This window comes from Azospirillum argentinense (assembly GCF_000632475.1).
Lineage (GTDB): Bacteria > Pseudomonadota > Alphaproteobacteria > Azospirillales > Azospirillaceae > Azospirillum > Azospirillum baldaniorum.
The window spans coordinates 2,755,140-2,777,876 of record NZ_CP007793.1 but is presented as its reverse complement, the minus strand read 5'-3'; the positions used below and the strand labels follow the sequence as shown (position 1 = coordinate 2,777,876).

At 65.4% G+C, this 22,737-nt stretch carries 21 protein-coding genes and 1 tRNA gene; 11 read left to right on the top strand and 11 right to left on the bottom strand.

Annotation, left to right across the window (positions count from 1 at the left end):
• Window positions 1-11: 11 nt before the first annotated feature.
• The gene (locus ABAZ39_RS12945; protein ID WP_247881587.1) at window positions 12-239 is read right to left on the bottom strand and encodes a hypothetical protein; all 228 of its coding nucleotides are present in this window, start codon (window positions 237-239) and stop codon (window positions 12-14) included.
• Window positions 240-291: 52 nt separating this feature from the next.
• Entirely contained in the window at window positions 292-450 is a 159-nt protein-coding gene (locus tag ABAZ39_RS36135) for a hypothetical protein (protein WP_160174824.1), read from the bottom strand.
• A 229-nt stretch (window positions 451-679) separates the two neighbouring features.
• On the opposite strand from ABAZ39_RS36135, the gene ABAZ39_RS12940 reads away from it, so the two are divergent.
• The 5 genes from ABAZ39_RS12940 to ABAZ39_RS12920 all read left to right on the top strand — a co-directional run bounded on the left by ABAZ39_RS12940 (window position 680) and on the right by ABAZ39_RS12920 (window position 6,062).
• A complete protein-coding gene (locus tag ABAZ39_RS12940; RefSeq protein WP_038531488.1) occupies window positions 680-2,287 on the top strand; it encodes an ABC transporter substrate-binding protein in 1,608 nt (535 codons plus the stop codon).
• A 191-nt stretch (window positions 2,288-2,478) separates the two neighbouring features.
• The gene (locus ABAZ39_RS12935; protein WP_038529930.1) at window positions 2,479-3,498 is read left to right on the top strand and encodes an ABC transporter permease; all 1,020 of its coding nucleotides are present in this window, start codon (window positions 2,479-2,481) and stop codon (window positions 3,496-3,498) included.
• 10 nt (window positions 3,499-3,508) lie between these two features.
• Complete coding sequence (nikC, locus tag ABAZ39_RS12930; protein WP_038531486.1) at window positions 3,509-4,429, top strand: nickel transporter permease; 921 nt, start codon at window positions 3,509-3,511, stop codon at window positions 4,427-4,429.
• 11 nt (window positions 4,430-4,440) lie between these two features.
• On the top strand, window positions 4,441-5,289 hold the full coding sequence (locus ABAZ39_RS12925) for an ABC transporter ATP-binding protein (protein ID WP_038529928.1): 849 nt from the start codon (window positions 4,441-4,443) through the stop codon (window positions 5,287-5,289).
• Window positions 5,286-6,062 (top strand): ABC transporter ATP-binding protein, encoded by a 777-nt coding sequence (locus ABAZ39_RS12920; RefSeq protein ID WP_038529926.1) that lies wholly within the window; start codon window positions 5,286-5,288, stop codon window positions 6,060-6,062. Before ABAZ39_RS12925 ends, ABAZ39_RS12920 begins: the two co-directional genes overlap by 4 nt.
• 5 nt (window positions 6,063-6,067) lie before the next feature.
• On the opposite strand, the gene ABAZ39_RS12915 is transcribed toward ABAZ39_RS12920, so the two are convergent.
• From ABAZ39_RS12915 to ybaK, 3 genes are all read right to left on the bottom strand, one after another.
• Window positions 6,068-6,610 carry a MarR family winged helix-turn-helix transcriptional regulator gene (locus tag ABAZ39_RS12915; RefSeq protein ID WP_038529923.1) on the bottom strand — a complete coding sequence of 181 codons (543 nt, stop codon included), beginning with the start codon at window positions 6,608-6,610 and terminating at the stop codon, window positions 6,068-6,070.
• A 123-nt stretch (window positions 6,611-6,733) separates the two neighbouring features.
• A complete protein-coding gene (locus tag ABAZ39_RS12910; RefSeq protein WP_014239117.1) occupies window positions 6,734-7,645 on the bottom strand; it encodes a DMT family transporter in 912 nt (303 codons plus the stop codon).
• Window positions 7,646-7,780: 135 nt separating this feature from the next.
• A complete protein-coding gene (gene ybaK / locus ABAZ39_RS12905) occupies window positions 7,781-8,263 on the bottom strand; it encodes a Cys-tRNA(Pro) deacylase (RefSeq protein ID WP_038529921.1) in 483 nt (160 codons plus the stop codon).
• A 236-nt stretch (window positions 8,264-8,499) separates the two neighbouring features.
• Between ybaK and ABAZ39_RS12900 the strand changes: the two genes are divergently transcribed.
• Entirely contained in the window at window positions 8,500-9,087 is a 588-nt protein-coding gene (locus tag ABAZ39_RS12900) for a response regulator (protein WP_038529918.1), read from the top strand.
• Window positions 9,088-9,099: 12 nt separating this feature from the next.
• Here the strand turns inward: ABAZ39_RS12900 and folE are convergent, their stop codons facing one another.
• Complete coding sequence (folE, locus tag ABAZ39_RS12895) at window positions 9,100-9,765, bottom strand: GTP cyclohydrolase I FolE (RefSeq protein ID WP_200885623.1); 666 nt, start codon at window positions 9,763-9,765, stop codon at window positions 9,100-9,102.
• A gap of 306 nt (window positions 9,766-10,071) precedes the next feature.
• On the bottom strand, window positions 10,072-10,464 hold the full coding sequence (gene apaG / locus ABAZ39_RS12890) for a Co2+/Mg2+ efflux facilitator ApaG/CorD (RefSeq protein WP_014238636.1): 393 nt from the start codon (window positions 10,462-10,464) through the stop codon (window positions 10,072-10,074).
• Window positions 10,465-10,881: 417 nt separating this feature from the next.
• Here apaG and ABAZ39_RS12885 point away from each other — a divergent pair, with 417 nt between their 5' ends.
• The 3 genes from ABAZ39_RS12885 to ABAZ39_RS12875 all read left to right on the top strand — a co-directional run bounded on the left by ABAZ39_RS12885 (window position 10,882) and on the right by ABAZ39_RS12875 (window position 13,395).
• The gene (locus ABAZ39_RS12885) at window positions 10,882-11,541 is read left to right on the top strand and encodes a GNAT family N-acetyltransferase (RefSeq protein WP_038529915.1); all 660 of its coding nucleotides are present in this window, start codon (window positions 10,882-10,884) and stop codon (window positions 11,539-11,541) included.
• Window positions 11,542-11,576: 35 nt separating this feature from the next.
• Window positions 11,577-11,650: transfer RNA gene (locus tag ABAZ39_RS12880), tRNA-Gly, on the top strand.
• 659 nt (window positions 11,651-12,309) lie between these two features.
• Window positions 12,310-13,395 (top strand): D-alanine--D-alanine ligase family protein, encoded by a 1,086-nt coding sequence (locus ABAZ39_RS12875; RefSeq protein WP_038529912.1) that lies wholly within the window; start codon window positions 12,310-12,312, stop codon window positions 13,393-13,395.
• On the opposite strand, the gene ABAZ39_RS12870 is transcribed toward ABAZ39_RS12875, so the two are convergent.
• Both ABAZ39_RS12870 and ABAZ39_RS34120 read right to left on the bottom strand, forming a co-directional pair.
• Window positions 13,392-15,842, bottom strand: coding sequence for an ATP-binding protein (locus tag ABAZ39_RS12870; RefSeq protein WP_144243540.1), 2,451 nt, complete (start codon window positions 15,840-15,842; stop codon window positions 13,392-13,394). The genes ABAZ39_RS12875 and ABAZ39_RS12870 overlap by 4 nt on opposite strands.
• Before the next feature lie 199 nt (window positions 15,843-16,041).
• Entirely contained in the window at window positions 16,042-16,737 is a 696-nt protein-coding gene (locus tag ABAZ39_RS34120) for an HAD family hydrolase (protein ID WP_081863002.1), read from the bottom strand.
• A 534-nt stretch (window positions 16,738-17,271) separates the two neighbouring features.
• Here ABAZ39_RS34120 and ABAZ39_RS12860 point away from each other — a divergent pair.
• Together ABAZ39_RS12860 and ABAZ39_RS34115 are read left to right on the top strand one after the other, a co-directional pair.
• On the top strand, window positions 17,272-18,228 hold the full coding sequence (locus ABAZ39_RS12860) for a tyrosine-type recombinase/integrase (RefSeq protein WP_038529908.1): 957 nt from the start codon (window positions 17,272-17,274) through the stop codon (window positions 18,226-18,228).
• 13 nt (window positions 18,229-18,241) lie between these two features.
• The gene (locus tag ABAZ39_RS34115; protein ID WP_081863001.1) at window positions 18,242-19,234 is read left to right on the top strand and encodes a D-alanine--D-alanine ligase family protein; all 993 of its coding nucleotides are present in this window, start codon (window positions 18,242-18,244) and stop codon (window positions 19,232-19,234) included.
• On the opposite strand, the gene ABAZ39_RS12855 is transcribed toward ABAZ39_RS34115, so the two are convergent.
• Together ABAZ39_RS12855 and ABAZ39_RS12850 are read right to left on the bottom strand one after the other, a co-directional pair.
• The gene (locus tag ABAZ39_RS12855) at window positions 19,133-21,589 is read right to left on the bottom strand and encodes a hypothetical protein (RefSeq protein WP_038529906.1); all 2,457 of its coding nucleotides are present in this window, start codon (window positions 21,587-21,589) and stop codon (window positions 19,133-19,135) included. The two genes, ABAZ39_RS34115 and ABAZ39_RS12855, sit on opposite strands and share 102 nt — an antisense overlap.
• Window positions 21,590-22,068: 479 nt before the next feature.
• Window positions 22,069-22,575 carry a hypothetical protein gene (locus ABAZ39_RS12850; protein WP_144243539.1) on the bottom strand — a complete coding sequence of 169 codons (507 nt, stop codon included), beginning with the start codon at window positions 22,573-22,575 and terminating at the stop codon, window positions 22,069-22,071.
• Between the last annotated feature and the right edge of the window lie 162 nt (window positions 22,576-22,737).

Here is a 22,737-nt window from a genome sequence, read left to right as displayed (position 1 = left end):
GGAAGGGGCCGCTACGCCGCCTGGATGCTGTTGTCCTTGCGCCGGGACAGCTGCAACTGGCCGTCCAGGCACTTCACGTAGGTGGTCTTGCCGGCCTTCAGATTGTCGCAGACGGTGACCAGCGCGCGCGGGATGGCCGCGAACTCCTTTGAGCCGCGCGACTGCGTGTTGTAGGCGGCGAGGTGCTGGCGCAGGCCCTCCTTCGACACCGGCTTTCCGTCGTTTCCGATCATGGTCATCCCCGCGTGTGTGGTCCTTGAGGGACGAGGCTACGCGGGGACGGTGCCGGACTCAACGTTCGCTGTTGTCCGTGGACTGGTCCGCCGGTTTCCCGCCGTCGCCGGTCCAGTCGTCGGTGATGAAGCGCTGCGCGTCGCTGATCTTCTCCACCTCGTCGCGGCTCGGCGGCTTGGGCACGCGCGACTGGCCGTTCTCGCGGTCCTGGTCCATGGGTCCTCCATCGCTTTGCCAGTGATGTGGACGGACGGGCGGGATCGGCAAGCCTGTTGCGGACCGGGTTAAGGCGTTCGCGTTTGGTCGCAGGGGGCCGCTATGACCGCCGCCCGCTTGACAGGCGAACCCGCGCCGCCGGATCATCCGGCCGTTAACCGCTAAGAATTCCAAAGAGAATTCGCCCCGTCCGGGGTCGTTCCGGGATCACGCAGGGAGTATGGGAACCATGAACACGCTCGCGCGCCGTCTGGCCGGTGCCGCCCTTCTGTCCGCCGGTCTTTCCTTCGGCCTCGCGGCCACGCCGGTCCTGGCCGACACGCCGAAGGACACGCTGGTCATGGCCTGGCAGTTCGACGACATCGTGACGCTCGATCCCGGCGAGATCTTCGAGCTGTCGGGGGCTGAATACGGCGCCCAGGTCTATGACCGGCTGATCCGCTTCGACGTCAACGACGTCAGCAAGATTTACGGGCAGGTCGCGGAAAGCTGGACCGTCTCCGACGACGGCAAGACCTTCACCTTCACCATCCGCGACGGGATCAAGTTCCACTCCGGCAACCCGCTGACGGCGGAGGACGTGGCCTACTCGCTCCAGCGCGCCGTGAAGATGAACAAGGGTCCGGCCTTCATCCTGACCCAGTTCGGCCTGACGCCGGAGAACGTCGACCAGAAGGTCCGCGCCACCGACCCGCGCACCCTGGTGTTCGAGACGGACAAGACCTACGCCCCGACCTTCGTGCTCTATTGCCTGACCGCCGACGTCTCCGGCGTGGTCGATGCCAAGCTGGTCAAGAGCAAGGAGGTCAACGGCGACTTCGGCGCCGCCTTCCTCAAGGCCAACTCCGCCGGGTCCGGCCCCTTCGTGCTGCGCCAGTGGAAGGCCAGCGAGCTTCTGTCGCTGGAGGCCAACGCCAACTACTGGGGCGGCGCCCCGGCGGTGAAGCGCGTGCTGATCCGCCACATCGCCGAGCCGGCGACCCAGCGCCTGCTGCTGGAGAAGGGCGACGTCGACGTGGCCCGCAACCTGAAGCCGGAGCAGTTCGAACCGCTGCGCGGCAACGACAAGATCCGCATCGTCCAGGCGCCCAAGGGCACGCTCTATTACTTCGGCCTGAACCAGAAGAACGAGGTGCTGGCCAAGCCCGACGTGCGCAAGGCCTTCAAGTACGCCGTGGATTACGACGGCATGGCGAAGACCATCATGAACGGTCTCGGCACCGTGCATCAGGCCTTCCTGCCCAAGGGCTTCCTCGGCGCGCTGGAGGAGAACCCGTACACGTACGATCCGGCCAAGGCGAAGGAGCTGCTCAAGCAGGCTGGCTATCCGGACGGCATCACGGTGACCATGGACGTCCGCAACACCTCGCCCAGCATGGACATGGCCCAGGCCATCCAGGGCAGCGCGGCGGCGGCGGGCATCACAGTCAAGCTGCTGCCGGCGGACGGCAAGCAGGTGGTCACCAAGTACCGCGCCCGCAACCACGAGGCGCTGCTCTACCAGTGGGGCGCCGACTACCAGGACCCGAACACCAACGCCGACACCTTCGCCGCCAACCCGGACAACGCCGACGACGCGAAGGCCAAGCCGCTGTCCTGGCGCAACGCCTGGGACATCCCCGAGCTGACCAAGAAGACCGCCGCCGCGGTCGAGGAGCGCGACACCGCCAAGCGCGCCGCGATGTACCAGGAGCTTCAGCGCGAGGTGCTGGAGACCTCGCCCTTCGTCATCATGTTCCAGCAGACTGAGGTGATCGCGGAGCGCAGCAACGTCGAGGGGCTGGTCTGGGGGCCGAGCTTCGACAGCAACTATTATTGGAAGGTCAGCAAGAAGTAAGGGGCGCGTTCTTCCCCAGCGCTTCGTTCCCTCTCCCCTCCGGGGAGAGGGTTAGGGTGAGGGGGATGGGCTTTTGCCGGACGTACGGGAGTCGCGAGACCCCCTCACCCTCCCCTCTCCCCAGAGGGGAGAGGGTTTTTTTTGACGTTGCGTTAGGGTGAAACTTGGCCGCTATCTTGAAAAGACCGGGGATGCCGGGGCGGCGTCATGCGATTCGCGGGGCGGGGCTGCTCGTCTCGGTGGCGCTGACCGTCCTCGGCCTCCTGCTCGTCACCTTCCTGATCGGGCGCGTGGTGCCCATCGACCCGGTGATCGCCGTGGTCGGCGACCGCGTGTCCGCCGATACCTACGCCCGCGTCCGGCAGGAGCTGGGGCTGGACCTGCCGCTGTGGCAGCAGTTCCTGCGCTACGTCGGCGACGTGATCCAGGGCGATTTCGGCACCTCGGTGTTGACCTCCCGCCCGGTGCTGGAGGACATCCTGCGCGTCTTCCCGGCGACGCTGGAGCTGGCGACTGCCGCGCTGGTCGTCGGCGTTCTGCTGGGCATCCCGGCGGGGGTGATGGCCGCCGTCCACCGTGGGCGCTGGCCGGACCATCTGATCCGGGTGATCGGGCTGATCGGCCATTCCATCCCGATCTTCTGGCTGGGGCTGATGGCGCTTCTGGTCTTCTACGCGCAGCTCGACTGGGCGCCGGGGCCGGGGCGGGTGGACGTCTTCTACGAGGGGCTGGTCGATCCGGTGACCGGGATCATCACGGCGGACGCCCTGCTGGCCGGCGAGACCGACGTGTTCTGGAACGCGCTGCACCATCTGGTGCTGCCGGCGGGCATCCTCGGCCTCTACAGCGTCGCCTACATCGCGCGCATGACGCGCAGCTTCATGCTGGACCAGCTCCGCCAGGAATACATCACGACGGCCCGCGTCAAGGGCATGTCGGAGACGCGGGTGATCTGGCGCCACGCGCTGGGCAACATCGCGGTGCCGCTGACCACGGTGGTGGCGCTGTCCTACGCGTCGCTGCTGGAGGGGTCGGTGCTGACCGAGACGGTGTTCGCCTGGCCGGGGCTGGGGCTCTACATCACCAACTCGCTGCTGTCGGCGGACATGAACGCGGTGCTGGGCGGCACCCTGGTGGTTGGGGCGGTCTTCATCGGCCTGAACCTGCTGTCCGACCTGCTGTACCGCCTGCTCGATCCCCGTGCGCGATGAGGGGGGCATGATGACCGCACAGACTCATTCGACCGAAGGCGGGCTGCGGGCGTGGCTGACGGCGGAGACTCCGCACTCCCGCGGGCAGGCGCGGCTGGGCCGGGTCTATCTGGGCTGGCTGGCCTTCGCGCGCAACCGGCTGGCGATGATCGGGCTGGGCATCGTGCTGCTGCTGGTGCTGATGGCTGCGCTGGCCCCGCTGCTCGCCCCCTACGATCCCTACACGCAGGACCTGTCGCAGCGGCTGCTGCCGCCCAGCGCGGCGCACTGGCTGGGCACCGACGCCTTCGGGCGGGACATCCTGTCGCGCATCCTCTACGGGTCCCGCCTGACGCTGATGATCGTGGCGCTGGTCGCGGTGACCGCGCCGGTCGCCGGGCTGCTGATCGGGACGGTGGCGGGCTATCTCGGCGGCTGGGTGGACGCGGTGCTGATGCGCGTCACCGACATCTTCCTGGCCTTCCCGAAGCTGATCCTGGCGCTGGCCTTCGTCTCGGCGTTGGGGCCGGGCATCGAGAACGCCATCATCGCCATCGCGATCACCAGCTGGCCGCCCTACGCCCGCATCGCGCGGGCCGAGACGATCACCATCCGCAAGAGCGACTTCATCAGCGCGGCGCGGCTCCAGGGCGCCTCGACGCCGCGGATCATCCTCGGCCATGTGGTGCCGCTCTGCTCCTCCTCGCTGATCGTGCGGGTGACGCTGGACATGGCGGGGATCATCCTGACGGCGGCGGGGCTGGGCTTCCTCGGCCTCGGCGCGCAGCCGCCCGCCCCGGAATGGGGCGCGATGATCGCCACCGGGCGGCAGTATGTGCTGGAGCAGTGGTGGGTCGCCACCATGCCCGGCATCGCCATCTTCGTGGTCAGCCTGGGCTTCAACCTGCTGGGCGACGGCCTGCGCGACGTTCTGGACCCGAAAGGCCAATGACCCAACCGTCAATGAGCGAGACACTTCTGCTGGAGGTCGAGAACCTCCGCATCTCCTTCCCCACCCGGACGGGCGTGACGCAGGCGGTGCGCGGCGTCTCCTTCACCGTCGGGCGGGAAAAGCTGGGCATCGTCGGCGAGTCCGGCTCCGGCAAGTCGATGACCGGGCGGGCCATCCTGCGGCTGGTCCCGGCGCCCGGCGTCGTCACCGCCGACCGGCTGAGCTTCCAGGGCGAGGACCTGATGACCCTGCCGGAGAAGCGGCTGCGCGGCATCCGCGGCCGGCGCATCTCCATGGTCATGCAGGACCCGAAATTCTCACTGAACCCGGTGATGACCATCGGCGCCCAAATCGCCGAGGCCTACCGCGTCCATTCCAGCGCCGGCACGGTGGAGGCGAAGCGGCGCGCGCTGGAAATGCTGGAGGCCGTGCGCATCCGCAACCCGGAGCGCGTCTACGGCCTCTACCCGCATGAGGTGTCGGGCGGCATGGGCCAGCGCATCATGATCGCCATGATGCTGATCCCCAACCCCGACCTGCTGATCGCCGACGAGCCGACCTCGGCGCTCGACGTCACGGTGCAGATGCAGGTGCTGGCAATCATGGACGAGCTGTGTTCCAGCCGCGGCATGGGAATGATCTTCATCAGCCACGACCTGAACCTCGTGGCGTCCTTCTGCGACCGCATCCTGATCATGTACGCCGGCCGGGTGGTCGAGACCTGCCGCGCGTCGGAGCTGCACGCGGCGAAGCATCCCTACACCCGCGGCCTGCTCGACAGCCTGCCGCGCCTGGACGACACGCGGGCGGAGCTGCCGGTGCTGGCGCGCGACCCGTCCTGGCTGGAGGGCGGGCGATGATCGACGTCAAGGATCTGCGCGTCACCTTCGGCCATGGCGCCGATGCGGTGGCCGCCGTGCAGGGGGTGTCCTTCACCGTGCGGGAGGGCGAGAGCTTCGGGCTGGTCGGCGAATCGGGCTCGGGCAAGTCCACGGTGCTGCGCGCCGTCGTCGGGCTGAACCACGACTGGACCGGGTCCATCGCCGTGGCCGGCGCCGCGCAAAGCCGTCGCCGTGAGAAGGGCTTCTTCAAGTCCTGCCAGATGGTCTTCCAGGACCCCTACGGCTCGCTGCACCCGCGCCACACCATCGACCGCATCCTGGCCGAGCCCATCGCCATCCATGGCTTGCGCGACGCCGATGGGCGGATCGACCGGGTGCTGCGTGATGTCGGGCTGGGGCCGCAATTCCGCTTCCGCTACCCGCACCAGCTCTCCGGCGGGCAGCGCCAGCGCGTCGCCATCGCCCGCGCCCTGGTGCTGGAGCCGCGCGTGCTGCTGCTGGACGAGCCGACCTCGGCGCTCGACGTGTCGGTGCAGGCGGAAATCCTCAACCTGCTGAAGCGGCTGCGGGCGGAACACGCGCTGACCTACGTGCTGGTCAGCCACAATCTGGCGGTCGTCGCCACCATGTGCGACCGGCTGGCCGTGATGAACCGCGGCCGCATCGTCGAGGAGATGGACGTGGAGGCCCTGCGCCGGGGGGCCGCGCGGGAGGACTACACGCGGCAGCTCCTGCGCGCCAGCCAGGGCTACGACCGCGCGGCGGCGGACAGCTTCAAGGACTTCGCCTGAAGCGATCAGTCCGTGCCCGGAGCCTGTGGGCCCGGAGCCTGTGGGCTGGGCGGCGCGGCGGGGCGGGTGGCCAGCGCGTCGGCCCGGGCCTGGAGCTTGGCCAGCAGGCCGTCGAGCTGGCCCATCTCCTCCTCCGTCAGGGCGCCGGTCAGCTCCCGCTCGTATGCCAGGGCGAGGGGGACGATCTCCGTGTAGATCGCCAGCGCCTTCGGCGTCAGGGTCAGCTGCGCCTTGCGGCGGTCGGTGGCGCCCGATTCGCGCAGAATCAGACCCGAATCGAGCATCCGGCTGATCGCCCGGCTGACCTGCACCTTGTCCATGGCGGTGCGCTGGGCGATCTCCCCCGCGCTCAGCGTCTCGCCGCCGCCCAGCACGGCGATGACCCGCCATTCCGGGATGGTGATGCCGAATCGCTTCTCGTACAGCTTCGCCACCGTGTGGCTGACCGTGTTGGACAGCACCGCCAGGCGGTAGGGCAGGAAGCGGATCAGATGCAGCAGCGGCGCGGCGGAATCGGCGCCGGAACGCTTGCGGCGGGGGGAGGCCATGGGGTGTCGCGCCTTATCGGAATGCGGGAACCTGGAGACGGTTTCTCCATCCTGCCCCGGAAATTGGCGGACGCAACCGTTTCAGATAAAATTTTTCAGCCGCCGGGAATTTGCCGGACAGCCTCAGCGGTTGACGATCAGCGCCACCCCCAGCACCGCCACGATGGCGCCTGCCCAGGCTCCGGCCCCCGGACGCTGGCGGGTCCAGACCCACAGCATGGGCAGGATCAGCACCGGGCTGGTCGCCGACAGGGTGGCGACCACGCCGGCGTTGCCGTGGGCCAGCCCGATCAGCAGCAGCGTCATGCCCAGCCCCAGCCCGATGAAGCCGTTCACCACAATCTGAGCAAAGATGCGCGGCGTCAGGCCGGGGCCGAAGCCGAAGCGCTGGCCGGGCAGCAGCCCGCCCGCGAACAGCAGCAGCCCCGACATGCCGACGCGCACGGCCGCCGCCGCGATGGGGTCGGCGCCCGCCGCCATCACCGGCCGGGCGATGACCGAGCCGGCGGCCTGGCAGACGGCGGCGATCAGGCAGGCGCCGACGCCGACCAGCAGGCGCCCCCGCACCGACTCCCAGTCATGGGGAACGGTGCCGGTGCCGTTCGGGACCGGGCTGGCGCGGAAGAAGATCGCCAGCATCACCCCGGCGGTGACCAGCGCGATGCCGACCGCCGTCCATGGCCCCAGCGCCTCCCCCAGCACGGCCCAGGCGAGCAGCGCGGTGATCGGCGCGTTGGTGGCGTAGATGACCGAGTTGCGGCGCGGGCCGATGCGCCCCAGCGCCCAGAACAGCGCGGTGTCGCCCATCACGATGCCGACCGCGCCGGACAGCGCCAGGATCGCCGCCCCTTGCAGGTCGAGCGTCTGCCAGCCGCCGAGCAGCGTCGCGGCCAGCGCCGTGCCGACGAAGACGATGCTCATGCGCAGGCGGTTGAAGGCGACCGAGCCGATGGCCCGCACCGGGCCGATGGCGATCAGCCCGCTGGCCGCCCAGCAGAGCGCGGCCCCCAGGGCGGCGAGGTTGGCGGTCAGCATGGCGGGAGCTTCGCAAGGGTGGGGTGGGGCGCGGTGTTGGGCGCAAAGTGGGGCATCGTGCCGGCACCCTATCCGGAACCCGGCCGCGACGGTAGCGCGGCGGTGGCATGGCGGGGGTGTGGGCGGGCGGTTTGCCTACTGCACCACGATCCGCCGCACCACGGCCTTGGTGGCGCGGGCCAGATCCGCCGGGGTCAAGGCGATCTGCAGGCCGCGGCGCCCGCCGTTGACGACCATCTCCGGCAGGGTCTCGGCGCTGGAATCGATGAAGGTGGGCAGGGCCTTGCGCTGGCCCAGCGGGCTGATGCCGCCGACCATGTAGCCGGTGGTGCGCTCCGCCAGGGCGGGGTCGGCGAGATCGGCCTTCTTGGCGCCGGCGGCGGCGGCCAGCGCCTTCAGGTCCAGCTTCGCCGCGACGGGGATGACGACGCAGGCCAGCGCCTTCGGCTCCAGCTGGACGATCAGCGTCTTGTAGACCACCGCCGGGTCCAGTCCCATCGCCGCCGCGGCGTGCAGGCCGATGGCGTCCGCCGAGGGGTCGTACTCATACTCCATCAGGCGGTGGGCCATCCCCGCCGCCTTCGCCGCGTTCACCGCCGGTGTGACCTTCGCCGCCATCTCGACCTTGCTCCCCCGGGCGCGGATTCGCCCTTTCACGCCGGGAGCTTAGCAGACCGCCCCAGCGAGGGGGAGAGGGGGACGGAGGGGATGGCGCAACGCCGCGGTGCACCCCTTTCGACGATGCAATTTTGCCCAAATTGCGCCCGTGTTCATGCCAACGCGCCTTGGACAGACGGGCCGCCTGCCGCGATTCTGAGCGCCGGCCCGTTTCCCGGTCGGAGAGTTGGAGAATCATGGTTCCACGCACGCTGCTTGTCGTCGATGACGATCCCACCCTGGAAGGCCGGGTCCAGGACGCCCTGCCGGTGTGCCGGATTGTCGCCGCGGGCGGCGTGGCGGACGCGCTGGAGGCGGTGCGGGCGCACCGGCCCCCGGTGGTGGCCCTGTCGGTCGATCTGGCCCAACTGGCGGAATCGCCGAACGGCGGCGGCGACGGACTGGACGCCCTGTCGCTGATCCTGGGCGAGGCGCCGTCGATCAAGGTGATCGCGCTCGCCCCGTACGACCAGCGGGTGCTGGCGGTGCGCGCGGTGGCCCGCGGCGCCCACGAGGTGTGCGGCAAGCCGATCGACGCGCAGGAACTGGCCGGGGTGGTGCAGCGCGCCTTCCAGCGCGCCGACCTCGAGCTGGAGGGGCGCCGGCTGGCCACCGGGGATGCCCCGCCGACCCTGCGCGTCCTGCGCGACGAGACGGAGCGGCGCGCCCTGCTCGATTCGCTGGCCCGCTCCGGCGGCAACCTGTCGGCGACGGCGCGCCTGCTCGGGGTCAGCCGCCCGACGCTCTACAGCCTGCTGCGCCAGCACGGCATCCGCGCCGATTGACGCGGGACCGGCTCACTCCGCGCGTGAGCCGGGATTGCCGATCATCGACAGGAACTCGCGCCGGGTGGACGGGTCGCTGCGGAAGGCGCCCAGCATCCGGCTGGTCACCATGGTGACTCCGGTCTTGTGCACGCCGCGGGTGGTCATGCACTGGTGCTGCGCCTCGATCACCACGGCGACGCCTTCGGGCTGGAGCACCTGATCGATGGCGTTGGCGATCTGCGCCGTCATCTTCTCCTGGATCTGCAGGCGCTTGGCGTAGGCCTCGACGAGACGCGCCAGCTTGGAGATGCCGACGACGCGCTGGCGGGGCAGATAGGCGACGTGGGCCTTGCCGATGATCGGCACCATGTGGTGCTCGCAGTAGGACTCCAGACGAATGTCGCGCAGGACGACCATCTCGTCGTAGCCGTCGGTCTCCTCGAAGGTGCGTGCGAGGATTTCCTCCGGATCGATGGCGTAGCCGGCGAAGAACTCCTCGTAGGAGCGGACCACCCGGTCGGGCGTGCCGATCAGCCCCTCACGCGCCGGATCGTCGCCAGCCCAGCGGATCAATGTGCGGACGGCATCCTCGGCCTCGGCACGGGTGGGGCGCGCGATCTCGCCATGGCCGGTGCCGGCGGGGTGGCCGGGGCCGCGGAGGACATTGTCGGCGTGCGGAGTCTTGGAAGCCGTCACGGGGCGAAGCCTTTCGATTCCTGGTCAAACAGGTTCTGATCACATGCGGGCCGTCGCCGCGGCACACAATGCCGGAGCCGGCAAGTCAGGTATGAATACGGCCCACTGCTCGCCCGGATCACCGGGATTTTCGAGAAAGCCGGCAGGCCGCAGGGCGGAGTATGGCGCAAGTGGGTTCGATGGCCCCACAGTCAAGGCGCCGGGCGCAGCCTTTCAGCGCGTGCTGCGGCGATTGGTTGCACGCGCCCGGTGGTTTTTCAGCGGCGGCCGCCGAGCGCCTGTCATGCGCCCGTCACGCGCTCGTCGTCAGTTCAGCTGGCGGGGCTGATGCGGGCTGTCCAACGAGAAGGCGGGGACCGCCACGTCGAAGGCCTCGCCGCCGCCCGTTTCGAAGCGGTAGGAGCCGACCATGATCCCGGATGGCGTGGGAAGCGGTGTCCCGCTGGTGTATTCGAAGCTGCCGCCGGGTTCCAGCACCGGCTGTTCGCCCACCACGCCCGGCCCGCGGACCTCCTGCACGCGCCCCAGCGCGTCGGTGATGTGCCAATAGCGTGTGCGCAGCCGGACGGTCTCCTGGCCTTCGTTCTCGATCCGGACGTGATAGGCCCAGACATAGCGGCTTTCGGCGGGCATGGACTGCTCGTCGAGAAAGACCGGCTGGACGGTGACGCGGATCGCGCGGGTGACTTTCGTGTACATGGCGGCACTCCCGGCACTGAGAATAGGGGCGGGGCAAAGCGCCTGTCCAGTGGTGGAGCGGGGGACACCCCCTCCGGATGCCCGCAAGAGGCGGGACGGGTGCCGCGGCGATGCATGCAGGACACACCGGGAAGCCATGCGCAACGGGCCGGTTCCGCCCCTTTCACGATCGCTTGAACCCCCTGTCCGCTGGTGTTATATGCGAGGTCCCTGCAACGGCCGAAGAGCCTTGCCCATGTCTCGTCCGCACAGCATCAGCATCCGACGACGACGCCATACCGCGCTGCGCGCGGTTGCGGCCGTCCTTGGGTCGCGTGCGGACGCTTCGGGTCTCCGCCGGCACTGATCCGGCGCTCCCCCGGCGCGGCGGCGCGATCCGCCTCCGACCACAGTCTTTCTGCCGGGAAGCCCCTTGACATGATGATCTCCCTGGAAGAGCCGCGGCACGACGCGGCGATCGAAGCCCTGCTCGACCGGTCCTTCGGCCCGGATCGTTTCAAGAAGACCGCCTACAAGCTGCGGGAGGGCGTCGCCCCGATCCCGGAGCTCGGCTTCGTCGCCATCGAGCATGACGAGTTGGGCAACGAGATCCTGGAGGGCACGATCCGCTACTGGCCGGTGACCATCGGCGGCACGGTGCCGGCGCTCCTGCTCGGCCCGATCGCCGTGTCGGACCGGCTGCAGGGCGGCGGGCTCGGCAGCAAGCTGATCCGGATGAGCCTGAACAAGGCGGCGGCGCTGGGTCACCGGGCGGTGATCCTGGTCGGCGACGCGCCCTATTACGCGCGGTTCGGCTTCACGCGGGAGCTGACGCTGGACATGGCTCTGCCGGGACCGGTGGATCTCGACCGCTTCCTTGGCCTGGAACTGGTCCCCGGCGCCTTGGCCGGCGCCGCCGGCATGGTGACCGTCCCGACGGTGGACGAGGGCTACGGCGTGCCCGCGAACGAGGACGTTCGGCAGGAGGCCAGCGGCACCGCCTTGTTTCCTCGACTGATCTCGCCGCTGGTGTCGGTTTTCGCCGCTTCCCCGCGGGAACTTGCCGAATCCCGCCTGTGGCATGCTCGAACCGCTTGAAAGCGGCGAAAGCGTCGCCTATAAACATGCGGCGCGCGGGTGTAGCTCAATGGTAGAGCAGAAGCTTCCCAAGCTTACGACGAGGGTTCGATTCCCTTCACCCGCTCCAAGCATTTCAAGGGCTTAGCGCCCAACAATTCCCCTCAAATGCCCCGTACGGAATCGGTACGGAAAAACATCGGCGGACGGCGGGGACCGCTCCCGGATGTTCACGCGCCGTCAACCGGCCATTCCACGGCCGGACCGGGGCGGCGTGCCCGGCGGCCAGAACGCGGACGCGCAACGCCGACCATTCCATCCAACGCTCCGCGCCCAGTGAGCCGTTCTTGATCGCGCGGCCCGTCCGCGCCGGTGATCGCCTCGGTCCCCGGACGGCTTGAAGACCGCGCCGTACCCAGGACAACGGAGCGTCCATCGGGGCGTTTGCCGGATGGGGCACCCGTCGCCCGGGCCGTCGTCCGCGATGTGGTTCCGGGTGTGGCGGTGTGATGGGCGTACGATCCCGAGGCCGCACCCCGGACCGATGCAGTGCGCCCGGCAGGATGCGTCGGAGGGGTGAAGGCTGTGGGAGCCCGCCCCCAAGCGACTTGCGGCGCTGGCCGATGCGGCGCGGACAAGACCTCTTCCACACACGTTTGCCCCCTACAGCCAACGGTTCACGCGCGATCATCGCCGCAATCGCCGCGAAGCACGGGGTGGCTTGCGCGCAGCCAGCGCTTGGGTCGGCGCGCTCACGTGAGCAGAGGGCAGCCGCGATAACTGTTAATTATGATCTTCTACGTTGCCCTTGCTGACGCTCAGCGCCTGATCGAGCGGTTCCAATCCACAGCCGGCACCATCACCGTTGCCATTGTCGCCAACATTAAGGAAGCCCTCGATTACGAAGAAGAATACCCTGAGGCGGCTTTGGCCACAGAGTATTTCAGCGAATATGAAATACGCCATATTGTAAATGCATTCCAAGAAATTGGAGCCTATGTGAAGATATACACCGGCGAGGACAGCTTCATGCGCTCTGTTCTCGACGGTGAGTTCGGCAAGCTGCCGCGCAAGAACAGGATGGTGTACAATTCAGCGCAATCGGGAACCGGGCCGGGGCGAAAGTCGCTGATTCCGGCGTTCTGTCAATTGCACGGCATCCCGGTCTGTAATTCGAATCCGTATGTCACCGGGCTTGCCCGGCACAAATACCACGTCGCCTCGTTGCTGACGGCGCACGGCCTGCCCGCGTGCCCGTCGTGGTATTATCTCGGAAACGGCCGGTGGATGTTGGGCCGGACGCCACCCGAGGACGTTCTGCTCATCGCAAAAGCGGCGTATGAGTCGGCGAGCATCGGCCTTACCGACGACAACGTCGGACGCCTCAGTCCGGTCTTCCTAGCGGCGTTGGATCACAAAATTCGGATATTGCGTCAACCCGTGATCGTTCAGCGGTTCATTGAGGGGTTTGAGGTTGAGGTTCCCGTGTTCGAGCACGCCGGAGCGCAGCCGCTTGGCGTCGTCAGCATCACGCTCGACGGCCAGAAGGACCTTGGAAGGCGGTTCCTGGACTTCGACGTCGTGAACCGGGATGGGTATGGATTTTCCGCCTCCGATCACTTGGAGGCCGATCTTCGGACGAGGCTGGCGCGCGACGCCGCCTCCGTGTTCGATCTTCTCGAGGTGTCCGGTGTTGGGCGCGTCGACTTTCGTGTCACGCCCGACGGGGCACACTATGTGACCGACGTCGCAACCTCTCCGCACCTCGTGCAGCACAGCTCTTTCGCGTGGCTGTTCCGCAGCGCCGGGCTGCCGGACAGTCATGCTCTTGCTCTTTTGGCGGCCGTAAATGCCCGGAGATTTGGCTGGATCTAACTTTCCGACCAGACCTGAATGTCGGACATCAGGAAGCCGTGCCGCAAGCCGTCCCAAAGGGCCGACACCAGTGGCTCCTCGTCCAGGAGCACGCCATCCCATTGGTGCATCGTCACCGGCGTCGCATCCGCGAAGCGGGCGGCCAGCAGGTCGGCGCGGCGGGAGAGGACGCGGCGCAGCTCGTCGCTCAGGGCGGCAACGGCGCCGCGGTGCTCGGCCCACACGCCGGCCGCCCGCTCGTGGTGCCCGCTAACGCGCAGCAGCGCCGCGTAGTTCGAGGTTACGAAGGCGCGGTAGTACGCATCCAGCCCTTTTCCCATCACGTGCTCATAGGCGCCGGCGAACTCCGTTTCGGCACGGCCGTAGTCGCCCGCGAGCAGGTGCAAGACGGCGAGATTGTTGCGGCACAGAATGCGGTCCTGGAGCAGGAGATCGCCGCCGATGCTGGCCGCCAGCATCGCCGCCGCCTGCTCCGCCGCCATGTCGCCGGCGCGAAAGGCGGCGATGTACGCGTTGTTTGCCACCTTGTACGGTTCGACGAGCCGGTGGATGTCCCCCAACCGCATGTAGGCGGTGAGCGCTTCCTGCCCGGCGCGGCTCGCCTCGTCGAAACGGCCCAAGGTGAAAAGGTTGCCGGACAGGTTCGTCAGCGCAGCCACATACTGGAATGGATGGCGAGGGAGGTCCGACGGCGACGATGGGCCGAAGTGGCTCACCGCCTGCCTGATGAAGGGCGTAGCCAACTCGGCCGGATAAAGAACCTCGGCTTTGCGCAACACAGCGTAGTACATGTCCTTGGCCGCGGGATCGTAGGTGCGGCGGCTGCGGCAATGCGCCTTGAGCTCACGCTCCAGGGCCGTGGCTTCATCGTGGCGATCCAGCGTCGCCAACACGGTCAGCAACGTCGCGCTGATGCGGCTCCACAATTCCGGCTCGCGCTTCAGGTAGTGCCACTCCAGCAAGGTGGTGCGTGCCCGCTCGTACGCCGCCGCCGTGCGCTGCTTGTAATACGCAAGCCCCAGCCAGTACGCGGTCTCCGCTTCAACCATCTCATCGGCGTCCGCGAACGCCGAGCAGATGGCGATGGCGTCGTCGTAACGCCCGCCGTCGATGGCCGCAATGGCGGTGGCGAGATTGGCGACGCGGTCCTGGTGGCGCGTCGCGTCGTGCCCCGCCGCAGCGAAGGCGTCATCGCGGGCACGAACGGACAGTTCACCGCGCAGAACCTGCGTTTCCACCATGAAGGCAAGCGCGTCGGCGGTGTCCCGATCTCCGGCCGCCGCGGCGTGATACAGCCGCAAAGCGTAATCGCTTGGACGGATCGCGACGAGGCACGCGCAGATTTTTCGATGATACTCCGGCGTTTCCTCCGCCATGCCCGTCAGGACGCCGTTGCGGAGGATTTCGTGCCGAAACCGAAGTTCATCATCACCGTCCAGAAGCGCCTCGCGTTTGGCCGCGGCCAGCACGCGCTCGAACACGGCATCATTGCCGAACGCGCAGGACAGTTCCCGCTTGGAGAAGGACAGACCAAGACAGGCTGCCGCCTTCAGCAAATGCGCCGACGAGGCGATCAACCGCTCGACATGGTGCATCCGCGTCCGAATGACCGCGGAAAGGAAATCCGGTACGGCGCCGTCCTTCCACCCAGGAAGCGTTCCGTCGGCGTTGTTCAGGATGACGACCAGTTCGGCGGCCAGTTTCAGATGCCCTTTTGTCACATCGTACAGTGCGTCCATCACACCGTCGTCCATGGACACCCGAATCCCCAGTTCTTTGAGAACCGCCGGAAACTTGTCCCTCGAACAGGGAGGAACGCTCATCACGTGGGGCGCGAGGGCGCGAATTTGGGAGAGCAGCGCCGTCGAGCCGACCGCGTCGTGTTCCGGCGTGCGGACGATCAGAAAGGATGCGCGTCCAGCGAACCGGAATCGCGCGTGCACGGCCGGGTCCGCCAAGGCGAGCAGGAATTTCTTTGAGGCATCGTCAAGGTACTGAACGTCATCAACGATGACCAGAATGTTTGTTTTAAGGCAGGAGCGTTCCAGAGCGCCAAGAACACGAATCATCCCCGACGAGAGGAAATCCAGACCGCTTTCCCGCCGCTTCGCCAGCCAGTCGACAAAACCGCTTAGGGCGCTTCCGCCGGGCAGCGCACGCAAACCAATGCTTGCCAAATCATACCCTGACTGAGCTTTGCGACCGTCGAGCACATCGGCTGTGGAAATCCAGGGAGCGAGTTCGAGAAAGCTTCGTCCCGAATTGCCGAAACACAGAACGAGATCTCCGCCTTCTTCGCGCCAGCGTTCCCCGATCGCCTGAACGATCCAAGACTTTCCGACTCCCGAAGGTCCTTCGAGCCAAACCCAAGTCCCGATCTGGACGCAATGTTGATAAACCCCTTCAACAAGCGCCTCACGCTGAAGGAGCGTTGCCAACTGGTCCATAATTAACAGTTATCCAGTCTTGGTCTGGTGCAAAATCAAGCCTGATCCAGACGGGTCAATGTGGCATCGTAGAAAATTTCCAGAAAAATCAGCCAAAGTCCATAAAAATTCATGAACATACCCGTGTATGTGAAAGAACTCTGGAGGGAGGATTGCGCCTTGTTGCGAGCCAATGCTTTATTTCGTGTTCGCGAGAACGCTATTTAGACTGGCTCTGCGCCCTCGTGGTCAGACGGTGGGCCAACCGGTCAAACTCGATCATCGGTGCAAGCTGGGACATGTGGTGAATGACCAGTGCGGCCCCTGCGCATTTCAAATCCGATGCCGCTCGCAAGGCGTTGGGCCCCTCTTCCGCAAAGCCGATGACGGTGATGCCGGCCTTAACCGCGGCGATCACACCTGAACGGCTGTCCTCCACAGCGATGCACGCGTCTGGAGCGACGCCCAGTTCCACCACGGCGAGCCGGTAAACAGCCGGATCAGGCTTGTCGCGACCGGCCGCGTCGGCACTGAACAGGCGATCCCCAAAGGCATCCGACAGCCCAGTCCGGTGAACCGCCATCCGTATCCACGCGGACGAGGCATTGGACACCACGGCTTTGGTCCCGGGAATTGATCGGACGGCAGCTGCGACCCCTTCGACCGGAGAGGCTTCCGCCTCACCAACGCGATCAATGTCCTGATCCAGAGCCTCGAGCCAAGACCGTTCGGCCTGACATCCAAAACGTTGCAGTTCCCGTTCCACAACGCGCACGGCCCATTGACCGCGCGCCCGGTTGATCACAGGCGCAATGTGGTCTTCCGGCAGAACATCGCGCAACCACCGCCGAAGGACCCGCGCAGCGGCGGCTTCGCTGTTGATCAGAACGCCGTCACAGTCAAAAAGCATTGCCATGCCGCCGCTCCCAAAAAACGTCCCTTCATGGAACCGCGTGTTGCCGGCGGGACGCACGCGACGAAACGGCGCAGGGCCTAAGAGCTCCTATCAAAACCCGTGGAAAGTGGGCTGAAGCCGTTGATTTACCTCAGCCCTACCCGGTTTTGATCCGCACTCTAAGCCGTCTCTTCGGTTTCCGGGCTATCAACGCATCTAATTCAGGCCTAGTCGACATCCTAATTGCCGTCCCGGTACGTGGCGCTTGCGGCGTGGTGCGGTGCGGTGTTGGGCGGGGCATCGCGCGGCGAAGGCCAATGGGGTCCCGGGGATGCGTCATCAGCCCATAAGCTCGTCTTGTCACTGGATGGCCCACCGCGCTGCAAAGGGCCTTCGCCGTGACGAAGCAATGGCCTTAAGCTTGGCCTTGCATTCGAATCGTTCGTACTCTAATCACGGCGGGGGGGCTGACGCACGCTGGTACCCCACGAGGTGCGTTCGTTGTCGGCCAGGCACGGTACCGCCGGTCGAGCCTGCGCCACAGGGTGGCTTTTCATGAACACAGCTCGTGCTTGCGCCGACTTTCTCGTTCACTGCCGCGTCGCCAAGACGCTGTCGGCACACAGCTTACGGGCCTACTCCACCGATCTGCGGGAATTCGAGCGGTTCGTCGGCGCCGGCGCCGAGGTCGCGAGCATCGACCGCCACGTCCTGCGCCGCTACCTCAGCCACCTGTTCGAAACCCGGCGGCTGAAGGAATCCAGCGTCAAGCGTCGGATCGCCTGCCTGAAGGTGATGTTCCGCTGGCTCGAATTGGACGAGGTGATCGCGATCAGCCCCTTTCATCGTTTGGATGCGCGCATTCGCCTGCCCAAGCGGCTGCCGCGCAATCTGACGGACGACGAGGTACGGAGGCTCCGCCGCACCGCCATGGACCGGGTCGGGCTATCCGGCCGCATCACCGAGGCGAAGGCGCTGCGGGTTGGCCGGCGCACCGATCCAAACGCGTTTTCGGCGTTGGTGGTGCTGGAGATCCTGCTGTGCACCGGCCTGCGCGTTGGCGAACTGACCAGCGTTCGTCTGGACGACATCGACTTGGTCGAGCGGGTCATCACCATCATCGGCAAAGGCAGCCGGCAGCGTCGCGTCTTTCTGCCCGACGACGAAACGGCCACTCTGGTGGCGGCTTATGCCGCCACGGCCGTCACCCGGCGCGGCTCCCACGACCGGTTCATCGTGACCGCGTCCGGGGCGCCCGCGACCACGGAGTTCGTGCGGTCCCTTCTGCGCACCACGGCGACAGATGCGGGGATCGCCCGCCGAATCACCCCGCATATGCTGCGCCATACCGCAGCAACGCAGCTTCTCGAGAACGGCGTGGACATCCGGTTCGTCCAAAGGCTGCTCGGGCACCAGAGTATTTCAACGACAGAGATATATACCGCGGTGACGGATGCCAGCCTGAAGGCCGCCCTTGGCCGGGCGGCTGGACGCATGAGAGGAGGTGGATAACTAGGAATTATCGATGTCGCGAATCTGGGATGGGCGGCTGGTCATAGTTGCGGACCCGTTGCCTGATATTATGCCGACGTTTACTTTTGATCGGTCTATCGACCAGCCGACCCAACGTGTTGTCGAGGAATTGCTTGCCGTCGCCCGGAAGTTTTGTCGCGAAACCGTTCTTTTGAACAGTCCGGCCGAACTTTCCTATCGGTACCGGGAATTCACCGATAGCCTGATCTTCCCGTATTGGTTCGGACGGAAACAGCGCTCGCGCCATGCGTACGTCCCCGGACTCTGTGAAGCTTGCGGCCTGATGTTCGTCGGAGCGGACGCCTTCACCAAGACGGTGTGCAACGATAAAGAACTGTCCAAAGCCGTCTGTCGTCTTTCTGGTTTATCCGTTCCAAGTTCTATAGTTGTCAACAGCCGAGAAGATCTCGAACTTTGCTGCGCGCTCGATTTTCCGGTGTTTGCCAAGCCGAATTTTGAAGGAACATCTCTGGGAATAACCGAGAGAAATGTTTGCGCAACGCTTGCTGAGGTGGAGGTGATTTTCAGCCAAATTCAGAGGGAACTGGGCCAGCCGGTCATCGTGGAGGAGTATATCGACGGGATCGAGTTCTCCGCCGCCTTCCTGGTCGGCAGGGACCGCATCCTTCATGGCGCGAGTTGCTGGATGCTTGACGGAAAGCCATTCGGGGGCGTCTACGATTGGCGCCTGAAGCGGGGCGAACAGCTCACGCCGGGGCTTTTCGAGGTTTCCAGAAGCGACTTCTGGGACAGGGCAAAAAAGGCATTATCCTATTTCGAGAAGACGGGGCTGTTCCGAATCGACTGCCGCGTCAGGGACGGCGAACCGGTGGTGATTGAGCTGACGCCAGACATCTACCTCGGGGCGGATGGCGAGTTTGTTTCAGCCTTGTCCAACGCCGGTGGAACTTATCCAGATGTCATCGGAATCATCATCCGGGACAGCCTCGAATGGTACGGGGCCGAGATGCCAGTGGGTGATTAGCGGTGTGAAGTAGCGGCAACGGTACCAAGGCAGTGCGTGGTCTCCGTCTGAGCCATCGCATTCCTTATGCCGCCAATAGTCGGCTGACAGTTCGGTCCTGATAGTCCGAAACCGTTCCCAATAGGGCTGTGCTTCTTCCGCTCTACCGAGGTCGCCAAACACCATGGCGATGTTGAACAGGGATAGCTTCAAGATTTCCTGGTCGATGCACGACAGCTTATCGACTTGGCCGGAAAGGTGCCTTGCCACCTTAACCGCGGCCTCAGGCTGCCCTAGAATGGCGTGCGCGGACAGGATGTTGTTCTCGATGAGGATGCGGTCGAGGGGATCGTTGCTGAGAGCAAGCGCGGTCTGGAGCTTTTGGGTGGTGTCGTGGTTGGCGGTTCCATTCATGAGGTTGATAGCGCAGGAATTGTTCAGAATCGAATAGCGTTCGACGCAGCCGACCATGTCCTCTTCGGCGGCCTGGGACAGGATGCGTTTCGATTGCTCGACTTGTTCGGTATACGCGAGAACTTGGGAATGGGCGATCAGCGCGGCCACCAGTTCACGGCGCTTGAGGGGAGCCCGGGCACGCTCGGTCGCCATTTCCAGCGATGCACACACCCGCTCGAAATCGCCTTCGAGGTAGAGGCAGGGATCTGCGAACCGGAGAAAGGTGGTATAGGCTGGAAGCCCCTCATCGTTCAGCAGTCTGGTGCTCGCCCGTTCATAGAGGGAGCGGGTCTCCTTCAGGCGGTTTGAGCGCCTCAGACAGTGCAGCTTGAGGAGAATTAAGCAAAGCCAATGGCTGGAAACTATGTCGGGAATTCGCTTTAGTTCCAATTCTACCTCGAGGAGGGCGCGCGCGTGCTGTCCGAGGAGATTGAGCAACTCAATCTTGAGATAGCGCAGCCGGGTCGGGAGCGATGGAATCTTATCGAGGCAGGCAAGGGCATCGGCATACCAGCCGGCCTCGTAGAGAAGTTGGGCCTGCAGCCCGACCACGGCTTTGATAAACCTCCGCATAGACGGGCTTTTGGTGGACGAGAAGCCGTCGATAAGCTTGCCTACGAAAAGGACAGCTGACCGAGGGTTGATAGACGCCACGCCGGTGCGCACGATCGCTCGCAGGCGGCTCGCCACAGCCGGCAGGTCGCCAAGCCGGGCCGAATACATCAGCAGATGGCTTTCCACCTCGCGAGGTTCCGTGCATAGCTCGCTGCCGCAGTGGGTATAGAGCGTACGCAGACGCTGGGTCGCGGCCAATTGGGGCATCCGAAATTTGCCATCATCAATGACGTGCCGCACCGATGTGGTTGCGGCATATCGTTGTCCGAGATCGACGATCAAGTCGGCCTCGGACAACGATTCCAAAATGTCCGTAAGTTTCACGGAGGTGGATGGATCAAAGACGTGAATGAGCACAAGGAGATCCATGGGTCCATGATGGGCTGCCACGAGATGGAGAACCTCCAACTCCATAGCGGTCAGACCGTCCACAAGGCGCCTCGTTAGTCGCTCTTCGCGCAACTGGTCTTCCGCCAGGAACTTGACGGCGTCTTTTTCGCTCAGCTCATGGAGCTTTCGGAACGGATGAAGATTCCCGCCTGAGGTGGCGAACTTCTCCATCAGCAACGTGGCGGCGGGTTCGCCGCAATGAGCGAAAAGCTGTTCCGCGTACTTCCTTTCCAGAGGAGCCACATTCAGGGCCGTCGCTCGGGCCGTGCTGGGATAATGGGAAAACTCCGATGGCGTTTCGTTGGCAGCGGTCCGGATTTCACACAGGAACTGCGGCTGGGCCGCCCGCGCCGACAATTGGCACATGAGTGTCCAATCGCGCCGCGACAGTTGGTGCCCGTCTTTGATATGTACTACCAAAGCGTCGGTCGGCCAATGTTCGACCAAATAGAGCATGGCGAGCTCCTCCATGTCCTCGGCAAGAAGAGCGCTTCGCAGCTTTACCTGAGGGCTCTGGCCTCTCGGTTCGAGGAGTTGCTTGAGGACGTCCCGCATACCAACCGCGCCGGCCAGACCAGTGGCCACCGACTCCGCCAGATCCTCTTTCCGCACTTTGCTGCGCAGCATGCGCTGATACTCGTCGAAGGCGGGAACGCCAAGTAAATGGCTCCGCTTTCCAACGGCCTGAGCCAAGTTCACCGCAAGAGAATCGGGTTCAAACGGCGCGTCTCCTCGGTGGCCAACTTCAACCGATTCATAATCTATATTGGTTAACCCAAGAGCCTGCTCAATAAAGGCGGTTTTCCCAACGCCCTCGGCTCCGCAGATCAAAATGATGCTGCCCGTGGATACCCTGGTTACCAGTCGAACCAACTCCGCGGTCAACCCGTCCCGATCGAGAAAAATTGGGGCCATAATTCCTAGTTATCCGTTGTTTCAATCCAAACCCATATCGGGGCTGGCATATGCTTGTATGCAATCGAGTGCACAGGAGAGAAAGATGCCATCATATTTCTGGAGAGGCGAGTCAAAGCTATTGACATGTATAAAAAATTGAACGCTTGTCTGCGCTTCATGACGTTCAAATCGGCATCGCGCGACGCCCTCCCGGCGGTGGTGACACGCCTTGCTGCCTTGATGCGTTCACCGGAGGACGACCGGCGAGGCCATAATCGTCAAAGGGGCCCGCTGAGCCGCCACCCGCACGCGTCTTGGTGGACCGGACGCGAGGCGTTGCGCGCAGCCGCGCCACTATCAGCCGACGGTCGGCCAGCATTGCGTTTGCCGTGAGCAGCGCGACGGTTCACGCTTGCGCTGTTCCGGTCCTGATTGAACACGAGTGGGCGGGGCGCGGCACGTCCCAGGCTGACGATGGTGGCTTCCGCTTGCCGTGCTCATGCTGGATCCTCGTCGGGCTCCAACGCGTCGGTGAAACTGATCCAGTGGATGGACGCCGAGCCCCGCGACAGCGCGGTGCCGTTCATCGTGATCGCCCGCACCTTGTCGGCGCCCAGCGCCGCGACCAAGCCCCAGACGGCCGTTGCCGGCAGGGCACCCAGGTATTGGCGGTGCTCGCCCCGCATTGTCAGAGTGCCAACGTGCGGAGCAGTGTCCGCGGACCGCTCCGGGGCGTTCAAGATGGCATCGGTCCCGCGTTTGCCAAGAAGCACCACGGTCACGGTCTTCCCCGCGTGCCGGACCGGTCGGACGAGCCGCGTGATCACCTCAAGATGTTGGTATTCCTCGTAGGGGCCGCGGGCAAAGCGACCGGGGTTCGAGGTGAAGCTGTAGTCGATTTTCCAAGCGAGGATCGCAAATTCGAACAATTCGAACTGTGGTTTCGGCGCGCGGCGGGGGCGTCGCGGTCGCTTGCCGTCCGCTTTCGCCGTTTTCATGCCCATGCCTCCCTCCTCCCTGTCCAAACGTTTGCGCTCGCGCCCAATGCGGGGTGCGGAGCCTGGTCTGCCTTTTTTCGCCTTCCCTTTGACGATCTCCCACTCGGATCGTCGCACCGGCCCTGATGCCCCGAGGGCATGGCAACCGGTCGCTCTTTTGTCCGCCGC